The organism is Streptomyces sp. AC555_RSS877, assembly GCF_019049245.1.
GTDB lineage: Bacteria > Actinomycetota > Actinomycetes > Streptomycetales > Streptomycetaceae > Streptomyces.
Window position 1 is genome coordinate 48,291 of sequence record NZ_JAGMUK010000016.1, and the last position, 14,984, is coordinate 63,274.

Here is a 14,984-nt window from a genome sequence, read left to right on the forward strand (position 1 = left end):
CGGTCGGGCGCCGGAGTGCAGGACACTGTGATCCGTGACCGCACCTTGCCGCTCGCCGGCACTGTGTCGGCAGGTACTGACTCGGGAAGGAACCCGGCATGATCATCTTCGGCACCAAGGGCTATCTGTACCAGCTCGCGATACTGACCCTGGTGTGCGGCCAGTGCGGCAACCCCGCCGCGCACACGCTCAGGAAGCGCGTCACGAAGTTCACGCTGTTCTTCGTGCCGCTGTTCCCGTTCTCGACGAAGTACACGACGCAGTGCACCTTCTGCGGCGCGGAACAGAAGCTGACCAAGGAGCAGGCGGACCAGCTGCAGGCGCAGGGCGCGGGCGGCGGTCAGCAGTACGGGCAGACGCAGCAGCAGCCGTACCAGTCCTGAGCGCGGGCCGGGCGGGCCCGCCCGGCCTCACCGATCCCGCGTGGCCTGCCCCGGCCCCGCGTGGCCGGCCGCCGGTTCAGCGGTCCAGCTGACGTGCGGAGGCGTGATCCGTGCGCACAGGGGCCCGCCCTGCGCGTCGGTGAGGCCGAGGCGCGCGACCAGCAGGCCGTCGGGTGCGGCGGCGGCGAGTACGTCGGCCGGGACGGCGTCGAGCATGAGCTTGGCACGCCGGAACATCGTGAAGAGCCCCGCCTCGTCGACCGTCCCCCACGACAGATAGATGAACCGGTGCCCCAGACGGTTCTGCACATAGGGCCCCCGCACCTCGACACCGCTCGGCGAGACGATCGCCGCGCACTCCAGAGTCCAGGTCGCCGACGCGGCGTCCCCCCGCTGCGGATGGAGCAGCTCGCCCGGCCGGTCGCGGCGTTGCACGGCGACGTGGACGTTGCCATAGGCGGGGGCGCTGCCGTCGGCGGGCGCAGGGCGGGTGAGACCGGGCAGGTCGAAGGCATCGATACGGATACGCATGCGGCCCATCATCCGCTGCCCGGCGCCGGGCAGCGCCGGGCTGCCAGACCGGCCGGCCGCCCGGGACGGAGACCGATACCGATACCGATCCGGTACCGACCAGAACCGCGACCTATTCCTCTTCCTCCGCGGGCATGATGCTGTGGATGCGCGAGAGGGTGAAGACGCGCTCGGCGTCCCGCAGGTGGCACCAGGCTTCGAGGTGGGGCGGGTCGAGCGTGAGGCGGCTGAGGGTACGCACGGTCCGGTTGCCCGAAGTGGCGACGTATTCGACGGTGACGGCCCCACCGGTGCCGATGGCATGGGCGAGCTGACGGACATCGGTGTACGGCAGGAGTTTCGCCCACCCCCGAGACGATCTCCTCGGTGTCCGTGCCGAAGGGCGCTCCTCCGTCGAACGGTGCCGGCTCCGGAGGCTCCGGCGGGGCGGCCAGCAGCCGGGCCGCCAAGGCATTCGCGTCGACGGCGGCCGGCACCTTCGCCGTGACGGTGCCCGCGATCCGGAAGCCGCCCCTTCCACTGGAGCCGCGTGGGGCCGGAACGGGAGCGGCTGCCCGCCGAGCCCGGATGGCGTCGATGCGTACCGTTCCCTCGGCCGTCTCGGCGACCGGGGCGTATCCCTCGGCTCGGAGCGCGGCGAGGGTCACGTCGATCGGGCTGCGGCTGACCAGCACCGTCGGCGCCACCTGGCGTAGTCCCAGCTTGGCGAGCCTCCGGTGGGCGGCGATCTCCGCCAGGAGCGCGGGCTCGTCACCGTGGAGGACGCAGGCGGCGGGAGCGATGCGCACCCGGCCGTGGCCGCGCGCGGTGTCGGAGATCAGATTTTCGTCTGGGGGTTCTGGGGCGTACGGCAACGTCCTGACCTGCGGTGCAGCTGGTCCGGTCGGGGGTTCTGAACGGCGCTGTACGCCGGTGAACGCAACCAGAACCGCAACCACGGATGTGGAGCAGCGTGAGTGTGTCCAGCTGCTGCTCGTGGTTCCTGGTCAGCGGGGAATCGCCTCCTTACTCCCCGTTCTGCGACCAGGCCGCGGTGAGCGCGGTGACCGGGTCACTGTCGGCTGGTGCGACGGGCCACCATTCGCCGTCGTCGTCCTGGAGGTAGGGGTACCAGCGGGCGTCGGGGCCCAGACGCAGCTGGATGCCGTGGTGGATGAGGGTGAGGCGGTTGCGCCAGGTTCTGAGGTGTGTGGGGGAGTCGGTCATCTCGGCGAGGGCCGCGTCCAGGGCGGTGCGGGCGGCCTTCATCACCGTCGGGTCGGGGGCGTGGGGCTGTTCGGCGACGGTGATGCCCGTGGGGCCGCCGTGGTGCCAGGCGCGGGTGAGGCGTGCGAAGACAGTGGGTTTGGTGCCGGTGTTCTGGATCAGGTGGTGGAACCACTCGGGTCCGGGGTTGCTTGCGGCGATGCGGACGGCGTCCTGGTGCTGGGTCAGGTGCAGGTCGGCGGTGTCGCCCTCGAGGAGCCGGGCGGCGCGCGCGGTGGCGTCGGCCATGAGGCGTTCCAGGTCCGCGGCGGCCAGGCCGGTGCCGGGTGGCGGGGCGACGGGCAGTGCTGTGGTGTGGGCGGCGGGTTCCGGGAGTTCGGGCAGTTCGGGCGGCTCTTCGGCCCAGTGGGCGTAAGCGGCGGCGGCCGGGATGCCGGCCGGTGCCGGTGGGGCGGCGGTCTCCTGTGCTGCCGTACGGAGTGTGCGCAGCTGGGCGAAGATCTCCTCACGACCGCGGCCGCGCAGCGTGAAGAGCACGAACGGGTCGGTGTCGATGGTGGCGGCGATGGCGTAGCAGAGTGCGGCGGCGTGCTTGCAGGGGTGTCCCCAGTCGGGGCAGGAGCACTCCGGATCGAGCTCGGTGGGCAGTGGGAGCAGTGGGACGCCTGCGTGCCGGGCGTCGTCCACGAGTTCGGCGGGCATCTCGTCGTCGAGAAGTGCTGCGAGATGCCCGGCGCGGGCCGCGATCGTGTCGAGCAGGGTGTCCCACTGAGGGTCGGTGAGGACGGGCAGGTGGACTGAGGAGCGGTATGGGCGTGGACGGCTGCCCTGGACAGCGGCATTGACCTTGCCCGGAGCGACGGTGACCGGGCCGACCATGCCTTTGCGGGCGTAGGTGCGTCCGCGCGAGAGCCGTCCTGCGTCCAGGGTGGAGTCCTCCAGGGCGGCCACCCATGCCTGGCCCCACCAGGTCGCGGCGAAGGCCCGCTTGCCGCGGGCGGGCGCACGGCGCTGGCCGGGGACAGCGGGGCTCATGACTGCCTGCCCAGGGCGACGAGTTCGGCGAGGTCGGCGTCGGACAGTTCGGTCAGGGCTGCCTCGCCGGAGCCGACGACGGCGTCGGCGAGGGCGCGCTTGGCTTCGAGCAGCTTCGCCACCTTGTCCTCCACGGTTCCCTCCGCGAGGAGCTTGTGTACCTGGACGGGTTTGTCCTGGCCGATGCGGTAGGCGCGGTCGGTGGCCTGGTCCTCGACGGCCGGGTTCCACCAGCGGTCGTAGTGCACGACGTGAGTGGCGCGGGTGAGATTGAGTCCGGTGCCCGCCGCCTTCAACGACAGCAGGAACACCGGCACTTCACCGCGCTCGAAGCGGTCCACCATCTCCTCGCGCCGCGCGACGGGGGTGCCGCCGTGCAGGAAGAGAGCGGGGACGCCGCGCTCGGCCAGATGCTTCTCCAGCAGAGCCGCCATCTGTTTGTACTGCGTGAAGACCAGCACGGATTCGCCTTCGGCGGTGATGGTGTCGAGAAGTTCGTCGAGCAGGTCGAGCTTGCCCGAGCGGCCCCGCAGGGGAGTGGACTGGCGCAGGCTGTGCTCTCTCAAATACTGGGCGGGGTGGTTGCAGATCTGCTTCAGCGCGGTGAGCAGCTTGAGTACCAGACCGCGCCGGGCGATGCCCTCCGATTCCGCGATCTTCGCCATGGTCTCGCGGACCTGTGCCTCGTACAGGCTCGTCTGCTCGGCCGTCAGCGGGACGACGTGGTCGGTCTCGGTCTTGGGCGGCAGTTCGGGCGCGATGCCGGGGTCGGACTTCTTGCGGCGCAACAGGAAGGGACGTACGAGACGGGACAGGCGCTCGGCTGCCTCGGGATCCTCGCCCGCCTCGATGGCGCGGGCATGCCGGTCACGGAAGGCGGTGAGTGTGCCGAGGAGCCCGGGGGTGGTCCAGTCGAGCAGTGCCCACAGCTCGGAGAGGTTGTTCTCCACGGGGGTGCCGGTGAGAGCGACGCGGGCGCGGGCGGGCAGGGCGCGCAGTTCGCGGGCGGTGACGGCGTAGGGGTTCTTGACGTGCTGGGCCTCGTCGGCGGCCACCAGCGACCAGGCTGTCTCGGCGAGCACTTCGCGGTCGCGGCGCAGTACCCCGTAGGTGACCAGGACGATCTCGTCGCCGGCCAGTTCCTTGAGGTGGCGGTCGCCGCCGTGGTAGCGGCGTACGGGGGTGAGCGGTGCGAATCTGGCGGCCTCGCGCTGCCAGTTGCCGAGCAGGGAGGCCGGGCAGACGACAAGGGTGGGGCCCGCGGTGGTGGGGTCGCCCTGGCGGTGCAGGTGCAGAGCGAGCAAGGTGATGGTCTTGCCCAGGCCCATGTCGTCGGCGAGACAGCCGCCGAGGCCGAGTGCGCACATCTCGGCCAGCCAGGCCAGGCCCCGCTTCTGGTACTCGCGCAACGTGGCCTTGAGGGCGGCGGGCTGGGGCACGGGGGTGCGGGACTCGGGGTCGCGGATACGAGCGACCAAGTCGCCGAGCGCACCGACCGCCGCACAGGGGACCCGGTCACCGTCCCGCTCGGTCTCGCCGGTCAGCGCGGCGCTCAACGCCTCCATGGGGGTGAGTGGTTCCATCCGGCGGCGCTTGGCGCGGGCCACCAGCTTCGGGTCGGCGAGAACCCACTGGTCGCGAAGCCGGACGAGGGGACGGCGTGACTCCGCGAGAGCATCCATCTCGGCCTCGGTGAGCGGCTCGCCGCCGAGGGAGACCTGCCAGCGGAAGTCGAGGAGTGCCTCGGTGTCCAGCAGGCCGCCCGCGGCGGAACCGGGGGCGGTGCGCTGCCCGATCTCCGCGGTCGCGGTGAGTGCCTTGACCAGTTCGCGCGGCCAGTGCACGTCGACACCGGCCGCGCGCAGCGCGTCCGTGGCGTCCCCGAGGAGTTCGAAGGCTTCGTCGTCGGTCAACCGGAGCTGATCGGGAGCGGCATCGTCCAGCAGCCTCCGCAGCGGGGACCAGGCGCGGGCGCCGCGGCGCAGGGCGAGCAGGGTCTCGGTCTCGGCGCGTGGGCCGAGCAGCCGCTCCACTTCGGCCGGCTCGCTCCAGAGTCGTGCGGCCTCGATGACGAGCGCCGGGTCCGCCGCGGTGTGCAGTTGCAGGACGGCCCGGAACTGCCGTCGGCGTCCTTCGGGTACGTCGACGCGCAGGGAGACACCGACCTCGGCGGTGAGCGCCGCCTGGGTTTCCTCGGCCCATTCACGCAACGTCGGCACGGCGCGGGCCTCGCGCCAGGCGTACGGCAGCGCTCCCATGGCGAGCGGCGCGGCCGGCGTACGGACCAGATCGTCGGCGACCGCGTCGCAGAACTGGCGTACCAGCGCAACCGGTTCGGCGATCCGTACCGGAGCAGGGCCAGGCTCGGGCAGGCAGTGGGCGTGTGGCGGGAAGGCGGCGGCCAGGGCGTCCAGCGTCTGGCGCTGGGCGGCGGTAAAGGGACCCACCTGCCAGGTGTCGTAACCGGCGGGGGTGAGCGCCGGGTGGAGGCGGCCGTCGGCGAGCAGCCGCAGCGCGAAGCGAGTGGCGGCCTGCCAGGCGGCGCCGGAGGGATGCGTCGGCTCCGCATTGGCCAGGGCGGAGACAGCGACGGCGACAGGCAGCGCGTAACCCTCGACCCTGCGCCGCCTGACCGAGCGGCCGTGCGGCAGGACCAGCTCCACCGCCTCGGTCTCAAGGCCGGTGGGCGCCCTACTGTCTCGGGCTGCTGCCCCCGTCGGCCTCCACAGCAGCAGCCGCCCAAGGCGGGCGGGCTCACCGGGCAGGAACACCGCCGCCCAGCCGGCGCCGAGCAGCTCCCTCACGAAGGCGGATGTTTCCTGCCGGGCCAGCGGCGGCGCGCTCCTCGCGCCCGTACTCGGCTCTCGTACGACGACTCGTGCCACTGTCTTCCGCCCTGTCGCTTGCCGGACCCTCCCCTGGGCCGCGCTCACTACCGAACCCCACCAGGCAACGCCACACGCCGGCAACCGCGAGCCTTGGCTTGACTGCTGGCGACGGCGCCACGACGGATACACCGCTGCTGAACACACCGGTCCTCAACCGTACGGTGCGGCGCTACGGTGAGGCCGTGAGCACCTGGGACCCAGTCGCGCTGGAGGCGTTGATCGAAGAGGCCACCGTCGACGCCTACGGCGAGGATGAGCAGGTCACCGGCTTCTTCACGATGATCGAGGAGAGCCTTGCCGTGCCGTTCAGCACGACTGTTCTCGGCGTCGACGTGAGCGTGGTCGGTGTCGATCTGGCCGAGGACGGGCGCGTGGTCGCACGCTGCGCCCGGGGGCCGGTCCGACAGGACATCGGAATTCTGGACCTGCCGCTGCCGGAACCTGCCCCCAAGGGCTGGCAATGGATCGAGGCATACCGCTACTGGGCCCGCTGAACCGGCGCGTCGCACAACTGCCCGGCTGAGCTCCAGCTCGAACGTACAGTCGCCCCGACTGCCGCTGACCGGACCGACTGCGGGGAACAGAGAGCACGCAGCGCGCATACCGCAGTATGCTTGCCGCTATGGCTGACACCACACGCATCACGGTGACACTCCCCACCGAGCAGGTGGCGGAGCTGAAGAAGATCACGGACAACATCTCCGGCTACGTGGCCGAAGCGGTCGCCAGGCAGATCCGGCACCAGCTCCTGGGGGCCGACATGCGCAGCCACACGGACGAGCACGGGGCCTTCAGTGAGGAAGAGCTGGCCGAGGCGCGGGCGCGGATCTTCGGTACGACGTCGGCCGCCGGCGGCGCGAGCGCCGCGTGAGCGGGCACATCGAGACCGTCGTCCTGGACAGCGAGGGGCTGTCGGCCTGGGTGGCGCAGGACCGGAAGGTCCTGGCGATGTTCCAGGTGTTCCACGACATGGGAGCGGACCTTGTCGTCAGCGCCAACACCATCGTGGAGGTGAGCCACGCCAGGGTGAACCTGTCCCGACTGCAATGGGCGCTCTCCCGGGTCAAGGTGGAGCCGATCACGGAGGCAGCGGCCAAGGCGGCGGCCCAACTGCTCAAGGGCGCCGGTCTGCATGGACACAAGTACGCGATCGACGCCACCGTCGCGGAAGCGGCCTTGCGTCAGCCTGGCCCGGTCGCCATCCTCACGTCGGGTGTCGATGACATGACCCGGCTGTGCGGCAGCAAGGTCCGGATGATCGGGCTATGACCGCGACATCGTCCCGGGACCATGGACAGATCCGCGTGGATCCGCCGAGACCAGAGTCGCCGCAGGCCAACCCGTGATGGGTGAATCAGGCATCGACGGATGCTGGGGCATGACTGCGTTCGATGCCGAAGCTCCTCAGGGCGCAACACCTGCTGGCGGCTCAGGGCGGCGACTGCCTCTTCGTCTACGCCGTAGAGGACGGCCAACTCATCGTGTGGGTTCTGGCGGCCGGTAACCGTCGTGACGTATCCCGTCAGATGGTGTGGCTCCCCGCAGTCTGCGCCGGTCGACCCATAGGACGTGAGCGTGCGCCTTTCCTGCTTGAGGCAATGTCCTAAATGTCGCCTATAAATGCAACCGGAACTGCAACCAAGGCATGCCGAAGAGCCGGACCGCAATGAACGGTCCAGCTCTCCGTTTCGCCTGGTCAGGCGGCTGCGAAGGATACGAGATTCGAACTCGTGAGGGGTTGCCCCCAACACGCTTTCCAACTGTCCGCATGGCCGTTCCGGGCCGTCCGTGGACGTTCGCGTGGCAGTTGAGGCGGCTCGCCTGAACGGACGTGAACCACGGCGCATGTCCACACGCTGGACAAAGACCAGGACAACGGCCCGACCGGAGTCCGGTCAGAACTTCAGCACCTCGCGGTCGAGCGGATACCGCGCACGGTGAGGGCCCTCGTACGGCGAGGGCGTGATCGGCAGGACGCCGGTCGGCTGCAGGCCCAGGTTGTCGTCCCAGAGCCGGGGTTCGACCTGTCCGAGGACGCGGAAGTGCCGGAAGGTGAACGGCGGGCTGTCGGTCGGGAAGGGCTCGGCTGTGGTCATCACCTGGAAGTGCAGGTGTGGCGTGGAGGAGTTGCCGCTGTTGCCGATCAGCGCGAGGACCCGGCCGGATTCGACCCAGTCGCCCTCCCGGACGGTGAGCGAGCCGGGTTTCAGGTGGGCGTAGAGCAGATAGCGGCCCGGCGCGACTTCCACGGTGACGTGGTTGCCGACGGTTTCCTCGATCGGCGGGGTGGGCGGTGTGAGGGGCGGTGGTTGGTCCGGGAGTCCGTCCTGGACGTCCACTACTCTGCCGCCGGCCGAGGCCACGACCGGCTGACGGTAGCTCAGGTAGCTGGTGAGCTGTGTGGGGTCGCCTTCCCAGGTCTGCCCCCGCCTGCCGACGCGGTACCAGTCGATCGCGAAGCGCTGCGGCACGTAGAAGCGACCGTTGATCGCGGCGAGGCCGCGCCGGTGGTGGGTGTTGCCGCAGCACGACTCGCTGGAGTACCAGGTGCCGGGGCGGACCGGCGGGCTCAGGTTCAACGGCGGGGTACCGGCGATCCGGGTGGCCTGCACCGTCTCCTCGAAGGCGGCGGGGCCGGAGGGGGCCAGGATCGCACCCGAGAGGTGGTGTTCGAGGACCTTGGGCGCCATCTGACCGCGGCTGAGGATCAGGTCGAGCCAGATGATCCACTTCTGGGAGCCCTGGATGACGGTCGGCGTCGGCGCCGGGGGCGCCGGGGTGTACCCGTCCGCACCCGGCAGGGGGTCGCCCACCGGATTGGCGGCCTCGGCCAGCGCCCGCCCGCTCAGCGAGCCGATGACCCGGTGCGTGCGGGCGTCTCGGACGTCGACACGGTCGAGCCGCACCGGCGTGCTGCGGGGCAGGGAGCTCGTGGTGAGCAGTTCGTACGAGAGGTGCGTCTTCCCGTCCGTGGCGACGAACGGCGTCGGGTGGGTCATTACTGCCGCCGTCAACGGCGTGAACTGTGCGTCGGGCGCCGGAGTGGCCGCGCCGGTTCCGTATCCGGGTCCCGCTGAGGCCACCAGCATGCCGCCCGCGAGCAGGGCAGCGGCGAGCCCGCGAAGTAGCGGGCTGCGGCCTGTGCGGTTGCGAGGGTCGCGCTCTGCCATTGCGCTCTTCCATTCGTCGGATCCGGGGCCGTGAAGGCCCCGGCACGCCCCGCGCAGAGGCGCAGGCCCATGTAATCCGGCCCCGCGTCGCTCCGGGCGGAGGGCGCCGGAGTCAGGTGCCGGACTGCACCCGTCCAGCCGCATCGACCACGGAGTCCTCGCCTCACGGCAGCTTCGGGGCGTCGCACGTATGGACAACGAGGTCTGAGAAACGTCGAAGGGCCCCACCGCGAACGGTGGGGCCCTTCGACATCGTGCCCGGTGAGGCACTGGCGGAGGATACGAGATTCGAACTCGTGAGGGGTTGCCCCCAACACGCTTTCCAACTGTGGTGGTGTTTCGCTGGGCCGCGTACAGGGCCGTTCACCTGCGTTCATGGGCGGCCGGTCGCTGGAGCGGCTACGGGCTTCGGTCTCGTCTGAACGGCCGTGAACGGCGCTGAATGAGACGGAAACTGAGACGGACGGGGCTCACCAGGTTTTCGCGGCGGCCAGCAGGTGCTCGCGGACGAGTGTTACGTGTGGATTGGTGGAGCTGCCCGGGCGCTGGACGAGGTAGGAGGTGTTGATTGGCGGGTCCTCCGGCTGGTGCAGCAGACGGAGGACGCCGGAGGCGAGTTCGGTGCGGCACAGATAGCTGGGCAGGACGCTCCAGCCGGCGCCGACGGTGACGGCGGTGAGGACGCTGCGTAGGTCGGGGACTGTGATGGCGGCCTGGGCGTGCAGGCGGCGGTCGAAGACGTGGCGCCAGTAGCGGCGGGCGATGGGCAGATCCTCGGCGTAGGCGATCAGCGGGAGGCTCTCCAGGGCAGTGGGCAGCTCCTGCCCCTTGAGCCGTTCTGCCCATACCGGTGCGGCGACCAGGACGAACTCCTCGTCGCCGAGGAGTTCGGCGTGCAGCGTCCGGCCACGGGGCCGCCGGGTGGCGATGACGAGGTCGTGGCGTCCGGCCCGCAGTTCTTCGAGAAGTGATTCGGTCAGCCCGGTGGCCACCCGCAGCCGGACGCCCTTCGCGACCAGCTGGGCCAGCACCGTGAGGCCGAGAGTGCCCAGGAACTCCGCGGGTCCCGCCAAATGGACCGGCGCCACGGTGCTGCTCGGTTCCTCGCCGGTGATGACGGCCAACTGGTCGAGGGGCGCCGACAGCCGGGCGGCGAGTTCGTCCGCATGGGGCAGCGGAGTGACGCCTTGCGCCCGGCGTTCGAACAGCTCGCGACCCAGGCGCCTCTCCAGTGCCCGGATGTGCGTGGTGACGGTGGACTGCGACAGGCTCAGCTGACGCGCCGCGGCGGTGAAGGAGCCCAGGCGGTGCACCGCGAGGAAGGTGCGCAGCAGATTCAGGTCCAGCGGACCGGACCCATGAATGTCGTGATCGCTCACGGCTTCGAGCCTACGAGGTAGGCATGCCGGCCAGGTCCCGTATGTCCCCGGACCAGGCATCGGTTCTTCGATACCCGGTATCGGGCTCTTCATTGGCGCCGATACATCAACAGCTTTAGCTTCGAAACCACGGGCCGCCCAGGAGACGAGGGAAAAGTGAGACAGAAAAAGATTCTTGCGGTCGTGACCAATCAGGCCACCTATGGGGCGAGCAAGCACCAGACCGGACTGTGGCTGGGCGAGCTCGTCCATTTCTACGACAAGGCGGTGAAGGCCGGTCACACGGTGGACGTGGTGAGCCCGGCGGGCGGAGTAGTGCCGCTCGACCCCCGTAGCCTCGGTCGCTTGTTCGTTGACCGGACGGTTCGCGGGTATCTCGACGACCCGGCCTTCATGGACGCCCTGAAAGCCACCCCTTCCGTTGCCGACACAGATCCGGACGACTACTCCACGATCTTCTTCACGGGTGGTCACGGCACCATGTGGGACTTCCCCGACAGCGCCGACCTGCAGCGAACGGCCCAGGCCATCTACGCCGACGGCGGCATCGTCTCCTCGGTATGCCACGGCGCCTGCGCCCTCATCAACCTCCGCGACACCGACGGAAACCCCCTGGTAAGGAACCGCACCGTCACCGGCTTCGCGACGGTCGAGGAACGACTGGCCGGCGTGAAGAGCAGGGTGCCGTTCCTCCTGGAGGACGAACTGCGCGCGAAGGGCGCCAAGTATGTGCGCTCCACTGTCCCGATGACGCCGCACGCCGTGCGCGACGGCCGCCTGATCACGGGACAGAACCCGGTGTCCACCAAGGCCGTCAGCGACTTGATCCTCGCTGCCTTGGCCGGCACCGAATAACGACCCAGCTAAACCCGGCTCTAGGAGACCGCACCATGTCGAAGATCCTTTTCGTGATGACCGGCGCCGACCACTGGACGCTCGCCGACGGCACCAAGCACCCGACCGGCTTCTGGGCAGAGGAGGCCGTGACCCCGTACCAGGCGTTCACCGCCGCCGGCCACGAGATAGTCGTCGCCACGCCCGGCGGCGTCGTGCCGCCCCTGGACCAAGGAAGCCTGGCGCCGCAGTTCAACGGCGGCGAGGAGGGCGCGAAGAAGATGGCGGACGCCCTCGCCTCGATCAGCGAGATCCAGCACCCCATCAAGCTGGAGGACGTCGACCTCGACGACTATGCCGCCGTTTTCTACCCCGGTGGCCACGGCCCGATGGAGGACCTGGCCGTCAACGCCACCTCCGGCAAGCTCCTCATAGACACCCTCGCCTCGGGCAAGCCGCTCGGCGTGGTCTGCCACGCCCCGGCCGCGCTGCTGGCCGCCACCGAGGCCGACGGCGGCAACGCCTTCGCCGGCTACCGGCTCACCGGTTTCAGTAACGCCGAGGAGATCCAGAGCGGTCTGGCGGCCGGCGCCAAGTGGCTGCTCCAGGACCGCTTGGTCGAGATCGGCGCGGATTACCAGGAGGGCGAGCCGTGGGCCCCGAACGTGGTCGTCGACCGCAACCTGGTCACCGGTCAGAACCCCGCCTCCGCCGGACCCGCCGCAGCTGAAATGCGCAAGAAGCTAGCCTGACCCACGGCTTCGGGATGACCATCCCTGGCGCGTCCTGACTGGGCGGCGCGCCGAACAGGCGGGGGGTCTTGAGGGGTTTTCCTCAACTTAAGGCACGCAGGGGGCACGGCGCCTCAAATTGGACTAGACAATAAACAAACCCCAGGCCACTGACCTGGGGTTTCTCTCTGGAGCGAGTGACGAGAATCGAACTCGCGCTCTCAGCTTGGGAAGCTGCGATCATTTGCGGCTGGTTCTGGCGCTGACCTGCACGAATGGTTGCCCCGGAGTCGCGTCGCGCTCGGCTGCTTTCACCGTGGTTCCCCGCTGCTCCCCGCTCGATCTGGTGCGCTTGTGGTGCGGCCTAGCGTCTGCTTCGACCATGGCTCGCAGGCACGGCGTGGTCCCTTCGCCCCATCGACTTCAACATGGGGTCTCAAAGCCGGACGAGGTTACGAACACCCACTGTCAGACCCTTCGACCACAATCACCGTATGAGTGTCAGGTCAGACTTTTCATTGGAACTTCAGGTGGAGAAGGTCCTTGAGGAAGCAGCCCATCCGGAGGTGAAGGCCGCCCTCGCCTCTGCTCGCAAGCACATGAAGAGTGGGAAAGGGGGCCATCGCAGAGGCGGGCAAGTACTCATCCAACTCCTGGAAACGGCTCGCCAACGGGCGGCGGATGCCGGTGAATGGCCAGTCGTACGACTCGTACAGGATTCCCTGGATTATGCCGAAGGGCGGATCCTGCAACCTGACTTCGATGAGCGTTATCGCCTCTTTCAGGACGGTGTGCGCAGCGAGAGGCTACGGAAGCACGTCGGGAACATCCTCTCGATCAACTACAGGTACATCGCTGAGGCTGGCCGTGAGTACATGGACGAGCACCCCGAGGCGAGTGTGGACGACCTGATCGCGTACTTCGGCACACTCAGCGAGGACGCGCGGTTCCTCGATGCACCGGAGGACCGACCTGGGCGCTACCGCCTTCTTCGTGGGCGGGCGGAGAGAGCCGTGTGGCTGGAGCGTGTTCTCCAAGAACGTGTAGACGTTGAGGATGCGGCCGAAGCCGCTCACCGAATCGTCAGCACACCGGAGGCCATAGCCCTACTTGCTGCTGATACGGAAGGGCAGATGGTTCTCAGGGCGACCGAGTTGCACCGGCGGTCGACCGGCCTGGCGGCCTTGCGCAAGGTGGTCGAGGACCCCACTGCTTCGGAACTCGAACTGCAACGCGCTCTGGAGGGGCAACACTGGATCTTCGGAGGGCGGTTCGTGGGAGAGGCCGCCCACCGCAGACTGGTGCCGGGTGACGAGGTCGACATACCTCTCATCCGCGGTGACGGGGCACTCCATGTGGTTGAGCTGAAGCGTGCCGCAAGCCTTGCCGGCAATCTGGTGAAGAAGTACCGAGGGTCATGGGTGCCTACCGCCGAGGTGCACAATGCAGTCGGTCAGGCTGTGAACTACCTGGTGAACCTGGACGAGAACCGCCACCGGATCCGCAAGGAACTGGGCATAGAAACCCGCCGAGCGAGCGCAGTGGTGCTGATCGGACACCCGTCAGTCCAACCTTCCGTACCCGAGCAATCGATCAACGAGGCGCTTCGCACCCTCAACACTCACGTGAACCGTGTAGAGGTGCTCACTTATAAGGAACTGATTGACAATGCCGAGCGCTCGTTGGGGTCTGTGCCGTTGGGGTAGCCGTCACTCTGCGTGGAGCCTAGGCGCGGGGACCGATGCTCGAAGCGGGCCGCTAAAGGACCCGGACCATGATCGGTCCGGGGGCTTTTGGCTGGTGCCCCCGGCAGGATTCTTGCAGATGAGTACCGCATACTTGAGGGCGCGTGCATCCGTTGGTGACGGTTTGATCGCCGGGTGCTCGTAGACGCTGTCCGGGTAGTCGACAGCGTCGTGCAGAGGTGTAAAATATACGGTTTGCTGGTGCCTTGCATCGACGTCTGCCGGTTTACTCAAGAGTCGCACCTCAATATTTCGATGACGTCAAAGGGTCACCCACATAGTTACTCTCTAATCTTCGCCCCCGTCAGCATTTTCTTGCTTTTTTAGGTGCTCCTCCACCAATTTGAAAAAATCCCCAAAAGGAACGGCGCGGACTTCTGCCTGCCACCAGATCATAGGGCTGGGGTCAACTCCTCCCGTGGTGCAAAATCTGATTCTACGCGAATACAGAATGTAGCCGTTATCTGCGCACTCCTTCAAGATGGCATCCATGCGCTTCCTTGCGTTTCGCTGTTCTGTCATGGTTTCAATGAACTCGCTCATCTCCATCCACTCCTTAAGCTCTTCTAGCAGCCCAAGAACCTGCTCCACTTGTTCGTCTTTTTGATTCTCCTCCGAATAGCTGGGAAGGAAAGACTAGGCATCAGAAATGAGGTTCCATAGCTCTGCTCCTGAATTGATCATATAGAATTTTTCTTTTTTTGGATCAGGCCCACTCGGATCGACAGTGACGCGGAGAGGCCTGCGCGTAAGAGTCTCCGCGACCCACGTTTCGTGGTCTGCCTTGAGTTTCTTCATCCTTTCCACGGGCCAGCCATTTTCCTGGTCGTCGACTACCTTGTGATGGTTTCCGCATAACAGAACTAGATTTGAATGGTGATCCCTATTTCCGGTGAAAGGTACATTTCCTCTCGGTCCACCGGGCGACTGCGGGTAAATGTGAGCCATTTCTCCGATGACTGAATGGTCATCCAGTTCGACCTCGCGTGGAACTACGAGTGTGGTTCTGCAGATAGCACAGCAGCCGCCGCTGAGGGCCCAAAGGATCTTCATGGATTTCTCTGAAATCGCCACGGGTCAGA

The 14,984-nt window shown here is 67.9% G+C and carries 15 protein-coding genes; 7 read left to right on the forward strand and 8 right to left on the reverse strand.

Features of this window, described 5'->3' with window-relative positions:
* The first annotated feature begins 98 nt into the window (after window positions 1-98).
* Window positions 99-383 (forward strand): zinc-ribbon domain-containing protein, encoded by a 285-nt coding sequence (locus tag KUM49_RS07490; RefSeq protein ID WP_217235926.1) that lies wholly within the window; start codon window positions 99-101, stop codon window positions 381-383.
* Between the two features lie 27 nt (window positions 384-410).
* On the opposite strand, the gene KUM49_RS07495 is transcribed toward KUM49_RS07490, so the two are convergent.
* The 4 genes from KUM49_RS07495 to KUM49_RS07510 form a co-directional block, all read right to left on the reverse strand.
* Window positions 411-914, reverse strand: coding sequence for a DUF5990 family protein (locus tag KUM49_RS07495; RefSeq protein WP_254400876.1), 504 nt, complete (start codon window positions 912-914; stop codon window positions 411-413).
* A 112-nt stretch (window positions 915-1,026) separates the two neighbouring features.
* Window positions 1,027-1,155 carry a hypothetical protein gene (locus KUM49_RS49745; protein ID WP_302185408.1) on the reverse strand — a complete coding sequence of 43 codons (129 nt, stop codon included), beginning with the start codon at window positions 1,153-1,155 and terminating at the stop codon, window positions 1,027-1,029.
* A 764-nt stretch (window positions 1,156-1,919) separates the two neighbouring features.
* The gene (locus KUM49_RS07505; RefSeq protein WP_254400877.1) at window positions 1,920-3,155 is read right to left on the reverse strand and encodes an SWIM zinc finger family protein; all 1,236 of its coding nucleotides are present in this window, start codon (window positions 3,153-3,155) and stop codon (window positions 1,920-1,922) included.
* Window positions 3,152-5,959, reverse strand: a complete 2,808-nt coding sequence (locus KUM49_RS07510) for a DEAD/DEAH box helicase (protein ID WP_217235928.1) — start codon at window positions 5,957-5,959, stop codon at window positions 3,152-3,154. The genes KUM49_RS07505 and KUM49_RS07510 overlap by 4 nt, the downstream gene beginning before the upstream one ends.
* Window positions 5,960-6,225: 266 nt before the next feature.
* On the opposite strand from KUM49_RS07510, the gene KUM49_RS07515 reads away from it, so the two are divergent.
* The 3 genes from KUM49_RS07515 (at window position 6,226) to KUM49_RS07525 (ending at window position 7,312) form a co-directional block, all read left to right on the forward strand.
* A complete protein-coding gene (locus KUM49_RS07515) occupies window positions 6,226-6,537 on the forward strand; it encodes a hypothetical protein (RefSeq protein ID WP_307675888.1) in 312 nt (103 codons plus the stop codon).
* A 128-nt stretch (window positions 6,538-6,665) separates the two neighbouring features.
* Window positions 6,666-6,914 (forward strand): type II toxin-antitoxin system CcdA family antitoxin, encoded by a 249-nt coding sequence (locus tag KUM49_RS07520; RefSeq protein ID WP_217235930.1) that lies wholly within the window; start codon window positions 6,666-6,668, stop codon window positions 6,912-6,914.
* Complete coding sequence (locus KUM49_RS07525; RefSeq protein WP_217235931.1) at window positions 6,911-7,312, forward strand: DNA-binding protein; 402 nt, start codon at window positions 6,911-6,913, stop codon at window positions 7,310-7,312. Before KUM49_RS07520 ends, KUM49_RS07525 begins: the two co-directional genes overlap by 4 nt.
* 626 nt (window positions 7,313-7,938) lie before the next feature.
* Here KUM49_RS07525 and KUM49_RS07530 read toward each other — a convergent pair.
* A complete protein-coding gene (locus KUM49_RS07530) occupies window positions 7,939-9,213 on the reverse strand; it encodes a M23 family metallopeptidase (protein ID WP_217235932.1) in 1,275 nt (424 codons plus the stop codon).
* A 470-nt stretch (window positions 9,214-9,683) separates the two neighbouring features.
* On the reverse strand, window positions 9,684-10,592 hold the full coding sequence (locus KUM49_RS07535; RefSeq protein ID WP_308406562.1) for a LysR family transcriptional regulator: 909 nt from the start codon (window positions 10,590-10,592) through the stop codon (window positions 9,684-9,686).
* A 183-nt stretch (window positions 10,593-10,775) separates the two neighbouring features.
* Between KUM49_RS07535 and KUM49_RS07540 the strand changes: the two genes are divergently transcribed.
* From KUM49_RS07540 to KUM49_RS07550, 3 genes are all read left to right on the forward strand, one after another.
* A complete protein-coding gene (locus KUM49_RS07540; RefSeq protein WP_217235934.1) occupies window positions 10,776-11,447 on the forward strand; it encodes a type 1 glutamine amidotransferase domain-containing protein in 672 nt (223 codons plus the stop codon).
* Window positions 11,448-11,482: 35 nt separating this feature from the next.
* Window positions 11,483-12,178 carry a type 1 glutamine amidotransferase domain-containing protein gene (locus KUM49_RS07545; RefSeq protein WP_217235935.1) on the forward strand — a complete coding sequence of 232 codons (696 nt, stop codon included), beginning with the start codon at window positions 11,483-11,485 and terminating at the stop codon, window positions 12,176-12,178.
* Between the two features lie 509 nt (window positions 12,179-12,687).
* Entirely contained in the window at window positions 12,688-13,863 is a 1,176-nt protein-coding gene (locus tag KUM49_RS07550) for a Shedu anti-phage system protein SduA domain-containing protein (RefSeq protein WP_308406563.1), read from the forward strand.
* Between the two features lie 327 nt (window positions 13,864-14,190).
* On the opposite strand, the gene KUM49_RS07555 is transcribed toward KUM49_RS07550, so the two are convergent.
* Entirely contained in the window at window positions 14,191-14,445 is a 255-nt protein-coding gene (locus tag KUM49_RS07555; protein ID WP_217235937.1) for a hypothetical protein, read from the reverse strand.
* 93 nt (window positions 14,446-14,538) lie between these two features.
* On the reverse strand, window positions 14,539-14,976 hold the full coding sequence (locus KUM49_RS07560) for an HNH endonuclease (protein WP_217235938.1): 438 nt from the start codon (window positions 14,974-14,976) through the stop codon (window positions 14,539-14,541).
* Window positions 14,977-14,984: the final 8 nt, after the last annotated feature.

Bases quoted from the DNA above. Each gene is read 5' to 3' on its own strand.
- KUM49_RS07490 (WP_217235926.1), top strand. From the start codon at position 99: ATGATCATCTTCGGCACCAAGGGCTATCTGTACCAGCTCGCGATACTG.
- KUM49_RS07495 (WP_254400876.1), bottom strand. From the start codon at position 914: ATGCGTATCCGTATCGATGCCTTCGACCTGCCCGGTCTCACCCGCCCT.
- KUM49_RS07505 (WP_254400877.1), bottom strand. From the start codon at position 3,155: ATGAGCCCCGCTGTCCCCGGCCAGCGCCGTGCGCCCGCCCGCGGCAAG.
- KUM49_RS07520 (WP_217235930.1), top strand. From the start codon at position 6,666: ATGGCTGACACCACACGCATCACGGTGACACTCCCCACCGAGCAGGTG.
- KUM49_RS07530 (WP_217235932.1), bottom strand. From the start codon at position 9,213: ATGGCAGAGCGCGACCCTCGCAACCGCACAGGCCGCAGCCCGCTACTT.
- KUM49_RS07545 (WP_217235935.1), top strand. From the start codon at position 11,483: ATGTCGAAGATCCTTTTCGTGATGACCGGCGCCGACCACTGGACGCTC.
- KUM49_RS07555 (WP_217235937.1), bottom strand. From the start codon at position 14,445: ATGAGCGAGTTCATTGAAACCATGACAGAACAGCGAAACGCAAGGAAG.